The sequence below is a fragment of the Amaricoccus solimangrovi genome, from assembly GCF_006385685.1.
Lineage (GTDB): Bacteria > Pseudomonadota > Alphaproteobacteria > Rhodobacterales > Rhodobacteraceae > Amaricoccus > Amaricoccus solimangrovi.
Genome location: NZ_VFRP01000042.1, coordinates 1 through 19507, shown reverse-complemented (window position 1 = coordinate 19507; position 19507 = coordinate 1). Strand labels below are relative to the sequence as shown.

Sequence of the window (19507 nt, the reverse complement as noted above, 5' to 3'; positions counted from 1 at the left end):
CATCGCAAAATACGCCGACGCCTTCTTCAGGATCTCGTTCGCCTGGCGCAGTTCACGGACCTCGCGGCGGAGCCGGGCAAGCTCCTCCTTCTCAGCGCTTGTGACGCCAGAGCGAGCGCCGTCATCGCGCTCGGTCTGTCGCACCCAATTGCGCAGCGTTTCGCCGGAACAACCGATCCTCGACGCGATCGATTGGATCGCGGCCCATTGTGAGCCGTGCTCATCCTGATGGTCCAGAACCATCCGGACGGCGCGGGCGCGCACCTCGGGACTATAGGGCGGGATTCTCTTCGTCATGGCTCCAGTCTCTCAAGAGTTGGAGCCTCCGGCAAACCCGGCGCGCTTCAGTCAGGATTGGTCCTCCGAGTACAGGCAGCATTTTGCTCTGAGTCCGACCATCTCGACGCGAGACCGCGACGGGGTTCAGAAGACATTTTCTGGCTTGTTGAAGCTTCTTTTCCCCGGTGGAGGTGCGAGCCGCGATGAGGTCGAAGAATTGCTCACGCTGGCTGTCGAGGGGCGCAAGCGGGTGAAGGATCAGCTCATGCGGATCGACAGCACGTATCCCGACGTGAAGTTCGCATTTGCCGATCAGAACGGCCGCGAGGTTCAGGTCAAGACCCTTGAGGAACGAGAACATCCGAGATGGTACCATCGCCGCGCCGCGGAGGAGTCTCGGGAGCAGACCATCGCGAACCCTGGCGCGCCTTCGGTTTCTCCGCGGGCCGCTGCCGAACAGTTGCCGATGACAACGGAACCAGCGCATTCCAACGGGACCTCCGGGAGTGGCCCAAAGGAGGATCACATCACCTTCCCGGAGAATCAGAAGGGTGTCAGCTTCGACGGACTCTTCGGCCCCTGGCTCGACGGAGCCAGCGAGATCACACTCACAGATCCGTACATCCGGGTTTATCACCAGATGAGAAATCTGATGGAACTGCTCGAGGTGATCGCGCTCCGCAAGCCCGACGGAGAGGAAGTCAGCTTCAAGTTGATAACCGCGCCGGACCCGGAAGATTTGGCTCGCCAAGAAGGCTATCTGGAGCAGATCCACGACGGGATCGCGCCGCTGGGGGTCAATTTCGTTTGGGAATTTGATGAGGCGAATATAATACATGCTCGCCACATTGTAACTGACACGGGCTGGAAGATTCTTTTGGATCGAGGGATAGATGTATTCCAGCGTGTTGAGTTAAATAACGGATTCAGTCCTGCCAGTCGCCATCAGCGATTTCGACGTGTCAAGGCATTCGAACTCACCTATCTGAAGAACGCTTAAGTCCGGGAGGGCGCAGTCGGTCACTAGCCTGCCCCTGATATGAGCACGGTTCGCCGCCGCCGCTGCATCGATCATGTCATGGCGAAGCTGGACGTATCGGAGAGGTGGGTCGGGAGATTTGAACGAGGGCCATGAGTGGATTGTCCGCGCGACATCGGCATGATGCCGAGAGCGAGGAGAGACCATGACCCGACGACCACGGCGGATCACAGTGATGCTTCGCGACGCGGGTCCACGAAGGGCGAAGTGGGGAGTTCTGCCGCTACACCCCTAGCCCGCATTTCTCACCTGGGATAGGTGCATCGGGGGCCTGAACGTGGGAAAGTACTTCTGCGACAAAGACTTCGGTCCACGCAGGAGATCTCCCCGATGCCGACAGAGTGTAGCGCGAAGCCGATGGGATTCGCACGGGTCAATGGCCGCGCGGTGGTGGCGGATTTCGATGGCGGCGAGATTACCTCGAACGCGGGCGGGCTCCTGCTCGGAGCGACCGACCGGGCGATCGGGCTCGTCGAGCGCTTCGCGGCCTGCTTCGCGGATAGCCGGGCGGCGGAGCGGGTGGTCCACGAGGTGGCGACGCTGGTCGGGCAGCGGGTGTTCGGCATCGCGCTCGGCTACGAGGACCTGCTCGATCACGACCGGCTGCGCCACGACCCGGTGCTCGGGGTGATGCTCGGCCGGCTGGAGGCGCGGCACGGCCGCTGCGCGCCGCTCGCCGGCAAGAGCACGCTGAACCGGCTGGAGCATGGCGCGGCGGAAGCCGACCGCTACCGCCGGATCGCCCACGACGGCGTGGCGATCGAGGCGCTGTTCGTGGACCTGTTCCTCGACGCCCACGAGCGCGCGCCGAAGGAGATCGTGCTCGATCTCGACGCCACCGACGACCCGCTGCGCGGTCATCAGGAGGGGCGGTTCTTCCACGGCCATTACGACTGCCACTGCTACCTGCCGCTCTACGTCTTTTGCGGCCGCCACCTCTTGGCGGCGAAGCTGAGGCGCTCGAACATCGACGCCTCGGCCGGGGCCGCCGAGGAGGTGGCCCGGATTGTCGGCCGGATTCGCGCGCGCTGGCCTCGGGTGCGGATCGTGCTGCGCGGCGACGGCGGCTTCGCACGGGAGGCGCTGATGGCCTGGTGCGAGGAGAACCGCGTCGACTACCTGTTCGGCCTGGCACGCACCCCCCGGCTGGTCGAGCACATCCACATCCCGCTCGCCTGGGCCGAGCACGACGCCGAGACCACCGGCGGTCCCGCCCGCCGCTTCGCCGACTTCCGCTGGACGACGAGGCTGAGCTGGAGCCGCCGCCGGCGCGTCGTCGCCAAGGCCGAGTGGATGCCGGGCCGCGGCGCGAGGGGCGCCAATCCCCGCTTCGTCGTCACCTCGCTGAAGCCCGCCCGGGCGGACGCCCGCACGCTCTACGAGCAGCTGTACTGCGCCCGGGGCGAGATGGAGAACCGCATCAAGGAGTGCCAGCTCGACCTCTTCGCCGATCGCACCAGCGCTGCGACCATGCGCGCCAACCAGCTGCGGCTGTGGTTCGCCTCGATGGCCTACGTGCTCGTCACGGCGCTGCGCCGCATCGGCCTCGCCGGAACCGAGCTCGCCGCCGCCACCTGTGGCACGATCCGCCTGAAGCTTCTGAAGATCGGCGCCCTGGTCACTCGCAGCGTCCGTCGCATCCGCGTCGCCATGGCGTCGAGCTGTCCCGACGCCGCCGCTTTCCGCCTCGCCCACGCCCGATTACGCGGCTGATCCGCGATCGCCCCGCCCACCCGCAGCGCCACCGACCAACCCTACCTTCGATCGCGCCGGGACGCAGTGCCAAGCCGTGCCTGATCGCCCAAGCCGTCCGCGCACGCAGGCATGATCCCCGTCCGCGATGCCCTCTACGAAGATCCAGGTGAGAAATCCGGGCTAGGAAACAACGAGAAATTTCGACTATGCAGGGAACCGGAGAATGAGTTGTATCTGGAGGTTGGCGGAGCGGACAGGACCGGGATTCAAAGTTCTCCACTGACGAAGTCGTTGCTACAGTGGATACAAATCTTTGATTCGAACGGACAAACGGTACAATCAGCAGTGTTGACGCAACTTATGAATTTGGCCGTTTCCCGGGTAGTGTTTCAGAAGGTGGCGCAACGCTTACGGCGTGTTCGGATGCCAAGTGAAAGATCGCACGATCTCAAGACTCATGTCTCTGCGACTCTAGGGACGAGGTAGCGCCATGCCGATGGAGTTCGCTGCTGCGATCGAGGACGAGATCGACGGTCGGCCTCTGCATCTCTACCGGCTTTCGGAGCGCCGCTTCGACGAACTTGAGATCGGACTCCGCAGCAGCCTCGGACGATCGAGGGACGGTGAAACCGCTGCGGCCTTCGTCCTATGGGCAGCAGAGCATTATCGACGGTATTTCGCCGGCGGATCCTTCTCCTGGGCTTTCCTTACGGATGCGCTCGGCCTCAGGCTCGACCAGGCCGCCCTGCGTGATCTGACAGCCCGCGGGCTGCGGAAACTGCGCCGCCCGCCGCCCCGGAGTAGCGATGCGGGCGTGCAGTACCTGCGTACGCTCGCCGCCGAGGGCGGGCTTCCGGTGCGGCTTCTGGCACATGAGGGCGGCTATCGTGCGGCACTCGTCGGCCTCGTTTCCGATCTGGAGCGCCTCGGCGCAGGCTGTCCAGAGGAACAGGCGCTGGCCTTCGCCCGGCGGCGCGCGGAACGTCTGCCGATGGGCTACCGCACCGAGGAGTTCCACGCGCTCTTCGTGCAGTTCGCCCGCGAGCTTGTCGACTTGCGCGGCCGGGCACCCCGCGATCTGGCCGCCGCCGACGTCGAGATCTGGCTCGACCGCGCGGAGCCGGGCTGGCGCGAGCGACTTACATTGCGCTTCGACGGGGATGCCGCCCGCGCGCTCTTCGCCGAGGCGATGGCGGTGCGGGCCGGTGGCGAGGTCGAGGAGCCATTGGGCCGCCAGCTGGTGCGTGAGCAGGACGGCTCATGGCGCGCCTTCGTCGATGTAGCCCCAGCGACCCGCCTGCCCACGCGTCTGATGGACGGGATCGACGCAGCGTACCGGCGCGTGCGACTCGCCCCGACTGGCGCGCTGGCGGCGGCCTGCCCGGACCTGATACTCGCCCTTGACCGCGAGCAGGGCGGCTGGAGCGCGACCCGGATCAGCGGACGGCGGACGGCCCGCTTCCCCTTCCCCCTGTCTGCGCCGATCGAGCTGGTGGCGATGGCCGACGGCCGGCTGCTGCAACCGGTCTCCCTGCCCGGTGGCGGCAACGTCGACCCAGCCGAGGGCTTGACGCTCTGGACTCTGGCCGAAAGCAGTGACACCGGCGCGGCGCGGCGGCTGGCATGGGCCGGGAGCGCGTCGCTGCGGACCCGCGACCCGCTCGTCTGGGCGCTCGTCGGGGTGGACGCGCTGGTAACCTGCAGCGAGGGTCTGGTCGCCCAGCCGGACGGCGAGAGCACGGAGGGCCGGCTGCTGCGGCTTGAGGGCAAAGGGCGGATCGGCGTGCGCGACTGGTCGCTTGCGGTCGAGACGGGCGCGGACCGGACCGAGCGTGACGAGATCGCCGCCTTCGGTGCGCAGGACGGCACGGTGCGCGACGGGCGCGGGGCGCCGGTGTTCCGGGGTCTGCCCGACATCGCTTTTCGCCGGGCGGGACAAGGGTTCGTCGACCTTCCGACGCGGCGCCGTCTCTACCGTCCCGGCGGCCGCGGTGCCTGGCGGCGTGCCTCGCCGGCGGAGGGCTTTCTCGGCACGCTCGACGTCGCCGCCGACGAAGGCGGGAACGTGGGTGCGCGGCTCCGGCTCCGGATCGTACCGCCGGCGGCGCGCTTCGCGTTGGATGCTGGGGGCGAGGCGCTGAGCGTCTCCGGCTTGCCTGCCGGCTGGACCCTGCGGGTGGAGGACGCCACGCCGGCGGTGATCGACGAGGCCGGGTCTGCGCGGGTTCCGCTGCCCGCGGGCGGGATCCGTAAGGCGCGGCTCCGCCTGCGCGCTGCCGCGCCCGACGGGGTGGAGACGCTGGACTGGCAACTCGCGCTCCCGGCCACGCGGGCCCATCTGGCAGGGCCAGACGGGGCGATCCTTGAGACGCAGCGCGAGATCACGCTGCACGATCTGCGCGACTGGCGGGTGCTGCCGGCCCTCGTCGGCCAGACCGACCTCAGCCTGCGGCTGGTCGCGCCCGGTCTAGGCGGCATCACGTCGCCGCTGGCCGTCCGCGTCCACGGCGAGGCGCCCCTGTCGAGCGTTCGCGACCTTGTGAACGACTTGCTCTCCCACGGCGGGCCGGACGCGGAGTTGCGGCTTCGAGCGCTCGCCGACGGGCACGAGTCGCCCCGACTCCTGGTGCGGCGGTTCCTTGGCGAGACCCATTTGACCGAGGATGGAGTGTTCCTGCGAACGCAAGGCGCACCGGGCGATGAACTGACACTGCCCGACCTCGCAGCGATAAACTTCGACGCGCCTGGGCCGGCGGTCGCGGTGCAGAACGCGCCTCCGGAGGCGATGTGCGCCGTGCTCGGGCCGGGGCGCTGGTTCTTCCTTCCCTCCCTTCACGGACAGCCCCTTCGCCCGCCCCGCCCGCTCGTGGTCGAGCCGGTTGCCGGACACGAGGCGACGATCGATCAAGACGATCGTATGCACGCCGCCGGCGCCGGACGCACCCGCGCGGCGCGAGTCGCAGCCTATGCGGCGATCTTCCGCGACGGGGATGATGAATCGCACATCATGGCGCTCGAGCGGGCCATAGAGGCCCTGACGGCTCATGGCGCGAGTCCCTCCGCCCTGGACCAAGTTCTGGCGCTGGGATGGGTGCCCGCCGTCGCCGTGCGTCTGCTCATGAAGGCCGACGTCTCGGACCTGTCAGACCGGCTGGAGCTCGAGCGTCACGGCGCACGCCGCTGGGCGTTCGTCGCGCCGCGGGACTGGGGCGCGGCCGTGGCGGCGGAACTCGCGAGCCAGGCCGCCAGCCTCGCCGCGATCCCCGCGCTGGCGGAGCGGGCCAAGACGCTCGCGCGCGAGCAGATGGCGCGACGCGTACGGGAGATCCTGACGCTCCGCCCCGATCTGGACGGGCATCTCGCGCTCGGCCTCATGGAGGCGAGGCTCGCGGCGCCCCCCGATCTCATGCACTGGCTCGGGCGTATGCCGTCGGCGTTCGGTGATCCAGAAAGGACCCTCGTGCGGCTTGCAGCCGCGGCTGCGCGGCGCCACGGCGAGAGCGACCTCTCCTTTCCCGACCTGCGCGCGGCGGCGCAGCCTGCGGCCTTCGTCCGTTTTGCCGATCATGTGAATGGCCTGATCGAGGCGCCGCTCTTCGTGTCCGAGGTCGCCTTCGGCCTGCGCGCAGCGCCGCAGGGCCGCACCGGGGTGCAGCTGTTGCGCTGCATCCACCTAGACCCGAGCCATTTTGACTTGGCGCTCCCGGCCGCGATGGCCTGGCAGGCAATGCGCCTTTCGCGGAAATGAGGGAAGACGGCAGAATGAGGGACGGTATCGACACCCCCCGCTCGGGCTACGCCGAGGTCCTAGATCGGGTGGCGGACCGCGCCGCGTCGGCGGTGGTGGCCAAAGGGCGCGTCCGCTCGGTCGCACTGCGCGCTGCGCTTTCCGCGCGCCTGCGGGCTGAGCCGGGACAGGCGGACGCGTTCCTTGCCGACCCGGTGTTCGAGGCTGCGCTGGTCTGGAAACGCGCGGACCGCACGCTGGACGATCTGGCAGGCAGTCTTTTGGAAGAGGATCTGGTGGCCGCACTCGACGGGGCGCCGAACCGCCGATGGCCGCGGCACGGCGCGGAGCACGCGCCTTATCTCCACCAGATGCGCGCCTGGACCGCCGCGGCGGAGGGGCGGAGCTTCCTCGTCACCAGCGGCACCGGCTCGGGCAAGACCGAGTGCTTCATGGTGCCGATGCTGAACGACCTCCTGCGGCGGTCGCCGGCCGGGCGGCGGCGGGGCGTGCAGGCCATCGTCCTCTACCCGCTGAACGCTCTGATCGACAGCCAGCGCGAGCGGCTCGGCGAGTGGATTGCGCCCCTGTCGGGTAGGATAACCTACGCGCTCTACAACAGACATCTCAAAGAGACGCTGCCACCCCATGAATGGCCCGGCGGCGGGATGGTGCCGGACCGCAAGCGGCTGCGGGAGGATCCACCCTCGATTCTCGTCACTAACACCACGATGCTCGAATACATGCTGATGCGGGCTCAGGACGGACCGATCCTCGAGCGTTCGCAGGGCACGCTGCGCTGGATCGTGCTGGACGAGGCGCACAGCTACGTCGGCGCGCAGGCGGCAGAGATGGCGCTGCTGCTGCGCCGGGTGCGGGAGGCGTTCGGGGTCGCCCCGGAAGACGTTCGTCTCGCTGCGACCTCCGCCACCATCGGCGAAGGACAGGAAACGGCGGCGGCGCTGCGCCGCTTCGTGGCGGACCTGGGCGGCGTGCCGGAGGATCGCGTTGAGATCATCGCCGGCGAGGAGCGGGAGCCCGATCTGCCGCCCGAAGGCGCCCAAGCGGCGCTCGACCGAGAGGCGCTGGCGGTCCCAGACGAGAGCCTCTGGCAGGTGCTCGCGCCCGATCCGCGGATCCGTGCCGCCCGCGCCCGAATGCGCGACGGAGGCCTGACGCTCGGCGCGGCGACGGGGATCCTCGGGCTGGGCGATCCGGGCGATCGAGGGGTCCGGCATCAGGCCTTCTCGGTGCTGGAGGCTGCGGCACGGGCGCGTGCTCCCGGCTCCGATCTCCGCCTCGCCCCATGGCGGCTCCACGTCTTTCACCGGGCGCAGGCCGGACTCTGGGCCTGCATCGACCCAGCATGCCCGGATCGCCACCCGGCGCTGTCCACCAAAGGCTCGGACTGGCCGTACGGCCAGGTGCATCTTGATGAACGCGAGCGTTGCACGTGCAGCGCTCCGGTCTTCGAGGTCGGCGCCTGCGACGAGTGCGGAACCCCTTGGCTCCTCGCCGAACGCTTCGCGCAAGGGGCCCACGAGTACCTGACGCAGGCCCGAAGGGGCGACGACGAGGACGAGTACGTGCTCGATGTCGAGCCCGACCCAAGCCCTGAAAACGGCGCCGCGGCGACGCCGTCACGCGAGGTTCTGCTCGGCCCCGCGCGCGATAGTGGGGACGACATCGCCGTTCGGCTCACGGATGGCGCGCTGCTAAACCGGCCTGAGCCAGAGGACCGGTTCGCGACGCTCCGGATCGTCGAGGAGCGTGCCGATCGGGCCTGTTGCGCGCGGGCCCACGAGCCACGCACCGCCGTCCGGCCGCAGACCTTCGGCGCACCGTTCCTCATGGGTAACGCGATGCCCGTGCTCCTTGAGGCCGTGCCGCGCGCCGAGGGCGCAGGGGCGGCGCCCTTCGGCGGACGGAGGCTCTTGTCCTTTACTGACAGCCGGCAGGGCACCGCGCGGTTTTCGGCCAAGCTCCAGCAGGAGGCCGAGCGCAACTTGACCCGCGCCGTGATCACCCACGCCGTGCAAGAGGCCGGCGGGGACGATCCGGCTAGGGCCGCCGCGCTGCAGGCCGAGATCGAAGGGCTGGAACAAGCGGTCGCCACCGTGCCGTCGCTGCGCGGCCTTCTCGAGGAGAGGCAGGAGGTGCTCGCCGCGCTGATCAACGGCGCCGGCCGGATCTCCTGGACCGATCTGCGCGGTACCCTCGCCGCCAACCCCGAACTGTCGAACTTCGCCGCCGAGGTCTGGCGCGGCCGCCCGCTCGGGGGTGCGCATCTGGCCGACACGCCCGCCGACCTCGCCGAATTGTTCCTGTTCCGCGAACTCTTCCGCCGGCCACGGCTCCAAAACAACGTCGAGACCATGGGCCTCGCCCGGCTCGTCTTCCCGGCGCTTGAGGAGCATGCGCGCCTCAAGGTGCCGGCGCAACTCGCCGAGGCCGGGCACGATGCGGGCGTCTGGGCGGACGTCCTCCATGCCGCGGTGGACATCGTGTTCCGCGCCACCCTCGCAATCGACCTGCCACAGGATCCGGTGGACATGCGTCACTGGATCTCGCTCCGCAGCGCGCTTTCGGCTGTCATGGAGCCTGGTGCGCCGCCTGACGCAGAGAGCCCGGTACGCAGCCCGGCCCGCTTTCCCACTGCCGCAGCGACGCGTGGCAGCCTAGTGCGCCTGCTCTACCGCCTGACAGGCGGCGCCCCCGACAACGCGCGAGACGCGGAGCGGGTCGACGCCGTCCTCGCAGCGATCTGGACGGCCTTTCGCAGCGCGCGCCTGTTGAAGGCGGCCGGCCCCTATGCATGGCGGCTCGACCTGCGGCAAGCGGAGGTCGCGCGGCTCGACCGCGCCTGGCAATGCCCGCAGACTTGGCGGCTTCTGCCCTTCGCGCCCGCCGGCGTCTCGCTCAACGCAATCGAGGCCGAGGCCCTTGCCACGCACGTCGACATGCCCCGCCTGCCAGGGGCAGCGCCGACGGGGCTGACGGCCGAGGCGCGCGCGGAGGTCCGGCGCTGGCTGGAAGAGGACGGGAGGGTGGCTGCGCTCCGCACGCGGGGCCACTGGACCGACATCCACGACCGGATCGCGGAGTTCGCGCCCTTCCTGCGCGCGCAGGAGCATTCCGCCCAGATCGACCGGGCCAGCCTTCAGACGTATGAAGAGGCGTTCAGGAAAGGGCGGATCAACATCCTCAACTGCTCCACCACCATGGAGATGGGCGTCGACATTCCCGACGTGGGCCTCGTGGTGAACACGAACGTGCCGCCGGCGCCCGCCAACTACCGCCAGCGGGTCGGCCGAGCCGGACGCCGGGGCGAGCCATGGGCCCTGGCGTTCACCTTTTGCAAGGACCTACCGCTCGACCGGATGGTGTTTCGTGAACCCGCGCGCCTATTGAAGGGCGCCGTACGCGCGCCGGCGGTGCGGCTCGACGGGCCGGTCCTGGTGCAGCGCCATGTCAACGCGCTCCTTCTCGGGATGTACCTGCGCGGCGAAGGCGGTATCAGGGCGACTACGGGCATCGGCACCTTCTTTGGCGCGACCCCCGATCCGGCCGCGCCGTGGCTCCCCGACAGCCCGGCTGAAGGGTTTCTCGTCGCGCTGCAGGGAGAGTGGGCCGACAGCCCAGCCGTGGCCGAGGCCCTGCAGAACCTCGTTCGTGGAACCGTGCTCAAAGGCAACGCCGCGGTGACCCTGTGTGCGGCGGACACGTTCGAGCGCATGCGCGAGCGCTGGATGGCAGAGTATGGGCAGCTCCTGACCGCGCAGGCCGCCCATCCGGAGCGTGACCCGGCGCATGGCTTCTACATGCGGCGTGCGAAGCGGATGCGGGAAGAGTTCATGATCTCCGAACTCGCCCGCCGTGGCTTCACCCCGGCCTATGGCTTTCCCGTCGATGTGGTCGCCTTCGACCATGTCGGGCGGACAGGCGGCGAAGGCGGTCCCTCGCGCCCGCTCGACATGGCGATCCGGGACTACTCGCCCGGGGCTGAGGTGGTCATCGACGGACTCGTGCACCGTTCCGACGGTATCCTGCCGACTTGGGGCAACCGGAGCGAGCCGGGATCGGTCGAGGACCTGCGCACGCTCTGGCGCTGTCCGTCCTGCAACGCCTTCGGCCTCTCGCGCCTCCCGGTCGAGACCTGCCCCGACTGTGGCAGCGGGACCCGGCGGGGGGAGTTGCTGCGCCCGTCCGGCTTTCTCGGCACCAGCAAGCCACACGCGGCTTACGAGACCCTCGCCTTCGTGCCGCCCGACCGCGCCCGCGTCTCGGCGGCCGGCGCGCCATGGGTCTCGCTCAGCGATCCCGCCACCGGCGCGCTGCGGACCAGCCGAGAGGGCAAGGTGCTTGTGACCTCCTCGGGGCCTGGCGGTGCGGGCTACGCGGTATGCATCGCCTGCGGCCGGGCCGAGGCGGAGACCGGCGGAGATGGCGAGGCGCTGCCGGCGGGGATGCGCGATCACCTGCCCTTGCAGAAACTCCGTGACAATCCGCGCAACGACAGGCTCTGCCCGGGCAACGACCCGGGCTCGCGCCGGATTCGGCGCAACGTACGGCTTGGCAACGAGGTTTCCACCGACGTGTTCGAGCTGCGGCTCGACGCGCTTCAGGCGACCGAGGCGGACCAGGGCCGCGCGCTCGCGATCGGCGCGGCGGTCCGAGAAGCGCTGGCGGAGCGGTTGGGGATCGACGCCGAACTCATGGGAGTAAGCGTCGCGCCGAGCGTCCGCGCCGATGCCGGGCGGCGGTCGTCGTTCCTCCTTTACGACAAGGCGTCCGGCGGCTCCGGCTTCGCCAACACCGCCGAGGCGGATCTGCCCGCTCTGCTGACAGCTGCAGCCGGGCGGCTCGACTGTCCCTCGCGCTGCGCCCATGGCTGCCCCGACTGCATCCTGCGCCGCGATTTGCAGTTCGACCTCGGCCCGGTCGACCGGCCCGGTGGGCTCGAGGCGCTGCGCCGCGAGGTCCTGCCGCGCCTGTCCCTCCCCGAGGATTTGCAGGTCTTCGGCCCGGCGACGCGGGCGCTCACCGAGCCGGTCCCCGACTGGATCCGCCGCGCCCTCGCCCAGAGCGGTCTGACCCGCCTCACGCTCTTCCTGCACGGCGACGCGACCGCTTGGGACGTCATGGACTGGGCTGGCCCCGACCTGCTCGCGGCGGCGCAGCGGGGCGGCGCCGAGGTCGCGCTGGCGCTGCCTGCCGGAGAAGTGCCAAAGCTTGCCTTCGCGCAGAAGCTCGACTTGGTGCGCGCTATCGCCCGCTCCGGTGGGGCGCTGCGCTCCTGCGCAAACCTGCCGATGGCGGGCGGCTTTCCCATCATCGCCGAGATTGAGGAAGGCGGACGCCATCAGCAGATCGCGACCCCGTCACCGTCCGCTGCAACAGTCGGACCCACATGGGGCGATGTCAGCGTGGCGCCAGCCCTCCTTGGCGCGCACGCTCCGGCCGAGATGGGCCCGGCGCTCTCCCTGGCGAAGCTCGCGGCCTTCGGCGAAGGTAACAGCACCCGTTTGGACATCTGGCACCAGTTTGACGGCCCGGTCGCCGGCTTCGGCATGGCGTTCTGGAAAGCTGTGGTGCCCCTTCGCCCGCAGGCCTTCGCGGGCAAGTACCCCGTGGCGCGCGTCATGTACAGCGACCGCTACCTGCGCACGCCCCTTTCCGCGCGTCTTCTCGCGGGGATACTCCGTGCCATGCCAGGCCGGAACGGGGCGACAGCGGTCGAGATCGTCACTGAACAGGGCTCCGGGGCCGACCGGGAGCCGCCGCGGGCCCTGCACCATGCCTGGCCGGAAGACGTAACGCGTGGCGCCGTTCTGCGCGCGCTGTTGCCCGGCGCCTCTGTGTCGCTCCGTCCCAAGGACGCCTGTCCTCACGCCCGGAGCCTCCGGCTCGACTTCGCCGACAGCACGGCGGTCACGATCCATCTCGACCAAGGGCTGGGGGCATGGCGCACTCCGGGACGCCCGGTTCGCTTCAATGGCAACGCCGAGCCGGCGCGACAGGCTGCGGAGTTGATGCGGATCCAGACCGATGTCGAGATCCAGGGAGAAGGCCAACACCCCTCTCCGCTCTGGGTCACGTGGTAGGGGCGTGACAGGCGGCGACACGGGACGACTACATGGCGCAGACCTTCTTCGACCAGCCGAACCTCAACTCGCCGCATCGGGCGTGCTGCCGACAATGGGTAGTCGACGGTGACAGTCCGTCGACCGAACGAATCCTGAAGACGTGGAGCCGCTCCGAACTCATCTCGGCCATGCCGGATGCGAAGCGATGGCGGGCGCACAGACGCAGGGATCTCGACGGGCCGGGCCCGAGCCTGTTAGACGATACCCTAAAGACCGGTACGCATTGGAAAGCCCTGTTGCAGAAGTTGATTGTCGGAAGCCACAATACGTCGAACGCCAAGCGGCTGCCACACCATCGCTTTCTGACAGCCGAACTAGCTGACGGGCGACCTCTGACGATCCCGGTCTACCAAGGGTTTGGCAGGATCGAGGGTTCTTTCACCCAACGATTGCGCTGCGAACCCCTCCTGCCAGTTGAGCCGAATGAAAACCGCACACTTTCGCATTGTCGAGAGCCGGGTCTCTCGCGCTCCCAATGCAAAAGACTCGACTGAGGCGAGGCTCCAATGGACGACAACATCCTACCCGATCCGATGGCCGCCCTGAACGCAGAACTCGCACAGGAGATATTTCCCATCGCGAGGAGCGACAGGCGCAAGCACAAGGATCTGTTCCGCGACATAATCCCGGAGGAGCGACTAAGGAGCGACTCTGACTTCTACAATGGCCTCCTGCAAATCATTGCCTCGGGAGATCATGCGCGTCTGCGTCGCTATGACGACCGTATGAGGCGGTCCGGGGATACGACCAAGACCTTCGGCTTTCGCGCGCTACGCTGGTTAGTCACCCGATCAGCAGGGGAACTGACTTCTGATGAGATTCACGGCATTCCGGAGGACCGCTTCCCCCTTGGAACACCAGAGCGAGCAGTGCACCGGATCTACCTCGGTCTCGTAGAGGCAGAGTTATCCGAGACGCCGGTCTCGCCTGCAGAGACTGCAGCGAAGGACGCACCGGTGGCCCGCGAATGGACGGCTCTCGCTCAAGGACTTGCCGAGGGTGCGCAAAGATTGGATCGGCCCAACGTCGAAGCGGCCGAGCAATTGGCTGCCCTGGCCGAGAGGTTGGTCGAGGCCTGCCGCGCCGCTGCTGAGGCTGACGCTGCGCACCGCTCATCGAGGCGCTCGCCGGCCTCGGCTACGATGTGCGGCTGTCGACCGGAGTCCTTGCCGAACTTGCCGGAACTCGACCGCCGTCGGCGGAACCGGCCATGCGCAAGCGCCTTGAGGGGTGGCTGGCTGAAGCACGCCACCGCAAGACGGTGCATCAGCCGACCTACGCCCTATTCCACAGGGAGCTTCACCACGAGGGTGAGATTGGACGTGTCGCCGAGGCTGTGCTGGCCGGGGCCGAGAACGCAGAGGCGCTTGCGAAGGATCTGATCGACAGACTTGCCCATGATAGGAGCGCGCAGGAGGCTTTCGTTTCGGAAGCCGAACGGCGCAGCGGCCGCCCAAGGCGGGACCGGATCGACGGCATGGCCCTCGATTGGTTTTGTCGAGGGATTCAGGAGGCCTGCGATCAACTCTCCGACTGGCTTGAAGCGCGGCGCCAGGATGCTCGGCAGACGCAGGATCACAGCCGAGGGCGGCTGCTGCGCGCACTTGGCCCCGTACGCAAGGCCCTAAGCACTGGCGTCGACGGGCCGACAGAAGGCGAAGGCAGACTTGCCGAAGCTGCTGGTATCGTTCTGACCGAGAAGCTTGACGATTTGCGGAAACTCATCGGCGGTCGGGTGGCACTTTCGGCCACGCCGCGCATGCAGGACCTGCTCGAAGCCCCGCTACTGCGACTGCCCGGCGGCTGTCAGGACTGGACCGAGAATGACGGTCCTGCCTTTGATGCCGAGCGGGAGTTGCGCGATCGTCGCCTTGCAGCCGCTCTCGCTCGGCCTGAGTTTATCTCACCGGATGCGACCCTCGCGTTCGATGCGCGGCTCAAGGAGACAGCGGTGCTCGCTGCGCAGCGCCTTCTTGACCGACTGAACGAGAGCGACCAACCTAAAGATCAATACGACGCCCGACGGCAGCAGCTCGACGAGGTACTCGAAGCCGCCCGTCGAATGGCGCGCGAGCGTGTGGCGCGTCTTCGGCAATCCTTGACGACGATCGGCTACCTTGATCTGGACGCCGCCACGGCGCTGCCCGGCGATCTGTCGCGACTCGCCCTCATCGATTCTGCCTTGGTCGCCCCGGACAAGGGTAACGACGTGATGTTGCCGGCATTGAACAGAATTCGCCGACCTGATGTGGAGCCAGATTTTCCGGAACTCGATTCCCTCCTTGCCGAGATGGAAGCTCGCCGGGACGAGTTGCAGGCGCAGATTGCCGAGCGTCAGCGGTTGGAACTGGAGCGGCTGATGGCTTTGCCACAGGGGGAGTCGGCGCGGGAGCTTCTGGCGGTTTTCGACCGCCTAGATCTAGTTACTGCAGACGACGCGATCGCCGAGATCAAGGCGGGCCGTGCGGTCCCGATGCCAGAAATCGCGGATCCCGACGTTTTTGCCCGGTTCTTTCCCGGCTGTGTCGCGAACATCGCAGCAGAACCTGAAGAGACCAAGCGAGGGCGAATTCTGGCGGCCTTAGAAGCGCGTGGCTCGGCTGGGCGAATCAACTTGGCAAGCATCGAAGAGCGGCGCGCCCACAGGCTCAAGCAGCTTTTGGAATCTTGGGGTCAGGGAGAGAACTCCCTGCGGCAGAGCCAGCCTGTGCGGCTGCGCGAGGCTTTGGCTAAGCTATTCGAGTTGATCGGATTCAGTGGAGTGCGGCTTGTCGACGGGCGCGAAGCCTTGCCCGCACGGCTTCGGCTGCTGACGATGAACTGCGATGTGCCCCGCAGGTCAGACGGCTTCCTTCCCCCCGCGTTCGGCAGTGCCGCGGGCGGACGCTATCAGGTGCTAGCGGCGCGAGCGGATGTGCCCATCGACCAACTCCTGCGCCAAATCGGAAGCGAAGCCCCCGATGCGCCTTGGATCGTTGTGCTGTTCAGCAGACTCGACGTTAAGGATCGGCAACGCCTTGCACGCCAGATGAGGACCGAGGCGCGATCAGCTGTCGTTCTCGACGAAGCACTTCTGCTCTTCGCGGGTCTTGAAAGCGACGACACGCTCGCAACTCTTCTCGATTGTGCGATGCCCTTCGCATGGGTGCAGCCGTATACGATCAGCCCGGGCCAGATTCCGCCCGAGATCTTTTTCGGACGCGAGGCCGAGATCGATCGGATCGTCTCTCGCAACGCTGAGGGTTGCTTGATCTACGGCGGTCGGCAGTTGGGCAAGTCGGTTCTTCTCAACCACATTCGCGGAGAGCGGCATCGGCCCGAGCGCGGCGAACTGGCGCTCTATCTCGACATCAGGTCGATCGGAGGGCCAGGTGTGCCGGCCGAGGGCATCTGGCGATCACTTGCTCATGACTTGCGCCGGTTCGCGGAGTTTCAGGAGATCGAGCCCGACCCCAATGAAATGGTTGCTGCAATCGAGACTTGGCTCGGCCGCGACCCGGCACGACGGCTGCTTGCAATGTTCGACGAGGCCGACAACTTCCTGCGCACCGAACATGCCGCTGGGTATCCCAATCTCCTGCCGCTCAAGGGACTCATGGAGAGGACCGGACGGCGTTTCAAGGCCGTATTCGCGGGCCTGCACAATGTCCGACGGATGGCGCGGGCGCCAAACTCACCGCTGCCGCATCTGGGCGAGCCTATCTGCATTGGACCTATGAACCAGAGCCCCGCAAACCGTGCCGCCCTGCGGCGGCTCGCGGTTGAGCCGATGCGCGCTGCCGGTCTTGACTATTCTGAGCCGGAACTCGTTTCGGACATGCTTGCGCGAATGAACTACTATCCGTCCCTTGTGCAGGTCTTTGGCCGGCAGATAGTGGAAAGCTTCGGTAGGCGCCCGCGCGCAGGCAACGTTGGACCGCGCTGGAAATTAGACCGAGAAAGTCTTTTCGAAGGTGCTGCTGCGGAGCGCATCGCCGACCAGATCCGCGATCGCTTTCAGCTGACGCTGAACCTTGATGTCCGTTACGACTGCATTGCCCGCTCGATCGCGCTGCACCGGCTCGAAGCTACAGGTGGGGACAGCAAGGTTCTGGCACAGGGGCTGACTGCAAGCGAAATTCGCCGGATCACACATTGGCCGAAGGTGCTCGCTCAGCCAGCGATGACTGATTTCGAGGAACTCCTTGAGGAACTGGTAGATCTTGGCATCCTCAGCCGATTTCCCGACAAGCGCTACGGGTTGCGAAATGCCCAAGTGGCACAGATGTTGGGACGGCAAGAGGAGCTGGAGGACGCTCTTCTTCGACTCGACGAACGTGAGGACGACCCGGCATACGACGCGGCGCTGTTTTTCCGGTTGCTCGGGCCCGAGTTGCCCAGTGCGCGTGCCCCTCTCTCTGACCGAGACCTCGACCGACTGTTTAACCAGCGCGTTCCCGGTATACGCTTGGTCCGATCTTGCGCTGCGATTGTCGGCGGTGATGTCGCCGGCCGTATTCTTGCTGCAGCACGTCTCTGGCTGCCCGGATGCAACCACGTCCGCATCAACAGCGACGACCTAGACGACATACAGGTGCGGCGCGCGCTTGACAGGGTCAAGACGGGGCCTGCGGCTCTTGTGATTGAAGGAGATTGGTCGCCTTCTTCTGCGGCGCAGCTCGCCCGCCAACTGAAGGTCGAGCGGGGAGACGTGCTGCCGATCTGGTGCGGGTCTCATGTCACTTCACCTGCCGATGGGATGATCCTCTTCGATGCCGGTGCGTGGTCCGAGGCGATGCTGCGGCACTGGCTGGCCGACGAGGGATTCGTTCCGGCTCTGGACGATGCGGCAACGCGAGGGGCGCTCATGGCTGCAGCGGGCGGAGCGCCGGCCCGTCTGGAGGCGCTTCGCCAACTCCTCCCCGATTTGGCGGTTCGACCGGTCGCTGGCCGTGTCGAGGATCTGGAAGCCTGGGCGGCGAAGATGCCGCTTTCAGCGGAAGCCTTGGGTCTTGATCAAGCTGATTTGAATTGTCTGAATACGCTTCGCGAACTCGAGGACCTCGATCCGTCGCTCGAGGATTTCGTGGGCGAGTGTCCCGACGCGACTGAGCAAAGGCTGGAACGCCTCGCCACCCTCGGAACTCTCCGCCAAGGCCGAACACCCGCCGCTGCACCGATTCTTACCCCGCTCGGCAGGCTGATCGGTGCATGACTCCAAACCCGGATCCGTGGGGCCTACCAGGCCTCGGAAGGTGGCTTGACGACTTGGTACGGCGGCTCGACCATGGAGTCGCCGTACTTCTTTCGGACCCTAGCCGCCCTCCGGGCGTTCAGGAGGCTCTTCGAGCTCATCTACGGATTCACCCTGTCGAGTTCCGCGCGGACACTGGTCAGTCACCCGCCGCTGCCGTGGCTGAAGCCTTCGGCACCGCACCAACGCTGGAGGCGCTGCTCAATCCGGTTCTGGACGAGGAGCTAGCAATCATATCACTCTCAGCAATCGGACCAAGTGACTTGGCGCCTTGGTCCGTATTCGTTGAGCGTTTTGCGGCTGCTCGTGCTTCGGGACGGGCCGGCCCTGCGTTGCTCGTGACCGACCTACCGGCGGATCTGGCTATTCCGGCCGAGGCAATGCCTCAGAACTGGCAGACAGGGCTGCGCCGGGGAGACCGAGTGATATGGGCGGAGGAACATCTTCCCGCAACGCGCGACGGCTTGGCGGGAGACTTGGCCGTAGTGCTCGCCGTGGAACTGTGTGCTTGGCGGCTGGACCTCGCGGCGTCGCTGGTGCAGGCTAGTCTCGATGACTTGGCCGATCCGGTAGCCTGGCTTTCGCGCCGCGCCGAGGCACCGATCCTTGGACAAGAGACCCCGTGCCCGCTAGCCATTCTCGCCGGTCAGCGAAAGAGCGAAATACAGCAACGCGTCTGGAAAGCGCAGTTGACAGCGTTGTTTCCTGAGATCGAAAGCAGGCGACTTGAGATTGTGGCAATGCATCGGGGCCGGTTACGCCTCGATGATCACCTGCGCGGCCTCGGTGTCGCCTCGATCGAAGAAATTGAACTGGGTGCGCTCCGTTTCCAGTTACGCGGGAATCTGACCCGACCCGAGGCCGAACGGCTTGATGTGCTTGTGCGGGCACGCAATGCACTCGCCCACCGCCAACCTGTGCATCCTGAGGATGCCCTCCAGCTCCTTCGCACTTGAAATCTGGCGACGCCTCGATCCTTTTCGGTTGCGGCCTCGGCTAACAAGCTCTGCTTTTTTGTGTAAGGCTCCCGGGAGGGCCGTCTGAACCGCGCCGGGTTGCCCGGAGGCCCCAACTCTTGAGAGAGTGGAGCCATGACGAAGAGAATCCCACCCTATAGTCCCGAGGTGCGCGCCCGCGCCGTCCGGATGGTCATGGACCATCAGGAGGAACACGGCTCGCAATGGGCCGCGATCCAATCGATCGCGTCGAAGATCGGTTGTTCCGGCGAAACGCTGCGCAATTGGGTGCGACAGACCGAGCGCGATGACGGCGCTCGCTCTGGCGTCACAAGCGCTGAGAAGGAGGAGCTTGCCCGGCTCCGCCGCGAGGTCCGTGAACTGCGCCAGGCGAACGAGATCCTGAAGAAGGCGTCGGCGTATTTTGCGATG

The 19507-nt window shown here is 67.1% G+C and carries 9 protein-coding genes; 8 read left to right on the top strand and 1 reads right to left on the bottom strand.

Translation table 11 applies throughout. The annotated features are described in order from the left end of the window. Positions 1 to 297 (bottom strand): transposase (locus FJM51_RS21565; protein WP_140456195.1); only part of this gene is annotated, 297 nt, incomplete at its 3' end. On the opposite strand from FJM51_RS21565, the gene FJM51_RS21560 reads away from it, so the two are divergent. The 8 genes from FJM51_RS21560 to FJM51_RS21525 all read left to right on the top strand — a co-directional run. Continuing rightward, entirely contained in the window at positions 296 to 1279 is a 984-nt protein-coding gene (locus tag FJM51_RS21560) for an MIT C-terminal domain-containing protein (RefSeq protein WP_140456194.1), read from the top strand. The two genes, FJM51_RS21565 and FJM51_RS21560, sit on opposite strands and share 2 nt — an antisense overlap. A 369-nt stretch (positions 1280 to 1648) precedes the next feature. After that, entirely contained in the window at positions 1649 to 3031 is a 1383-nt protein-coding gene (locus tag FJM51_RS21555; RefSeq protein ID WP_140456193.1) for an IS1380 family transposase, read from the top strand. A gap of 472 nt (positions 3032 to 3503) precedes the next feature. Next, the gene (locus FJM51_RS21550) at positions 3504 to 6761 is read left to right on the top strand and encodes an STY4851/ECs_5259 family protein (RefSeq protein ID WP_140456192.1); all 3258 of its coding nucleotides are present in this window, start codon (positions 3504 to 3506) and stop codon (positions 6759 to 6761) included. Between the two features lie 14 nt (positions 6762 to 6775). After that, on the top strand, positions 6776 to 12844 hold the full coding sequence (locus tag FJM51_RS21545; protein WP_181164701.1) for a DEAD/DEAH box helicase: 6069 nt from the start codon (positions 6776 to 6778) through the stop codon (positions 12842 to 12844). 32 nt (positions 12845 to 12876) lie between these two features. Continuing rightward, positions 12877 to 13380: a hypothetical protein gene (locus FJM51_RS21540; RefSeq protein ID WP_140456190.1), complete on the top strand. Its 504-nt coding sequence runs from the start codon at positions 12877 to 12879 to the stop codon at positions 13378 to 13380. A gap of 716 nt (positions 13381 to 14096) precedes the next feature. Beyond that, positions 14097 to 18080 (top strand): V-type ATP synthase subunit I, encoded by a 3984-nt coding sequence (locus tag FJM51_RS21535; RefSeq protein ID WP_140456189.1) that lies wholly within the window; start codon positions 14097 to 14099, stop codon positions 18078 to 18080. A gap of 197 nt (positions 18081 to 18277) precedes the next feature. Beyond that, on the top strand, positions 18278 to 19075 hold the full coding sequence (locus tag FJM51_RS21530; RefSeq protein ID WP_140456188.1) for a hypothetical protein: 798 nt from the start codon (positions 18278 to 18280) through the stop codon (positions 19073 to 19075). A 135-nt stretch (positions 19076 to 19210) separates the two neighbouring features. Then, on the top strand, positions 19211 to 19507 hold a 297-nt coding region (locus tag FJM51_RS21525; RefSeq protein WP_140456187.1), incomplete at its 3' end, for a transposase.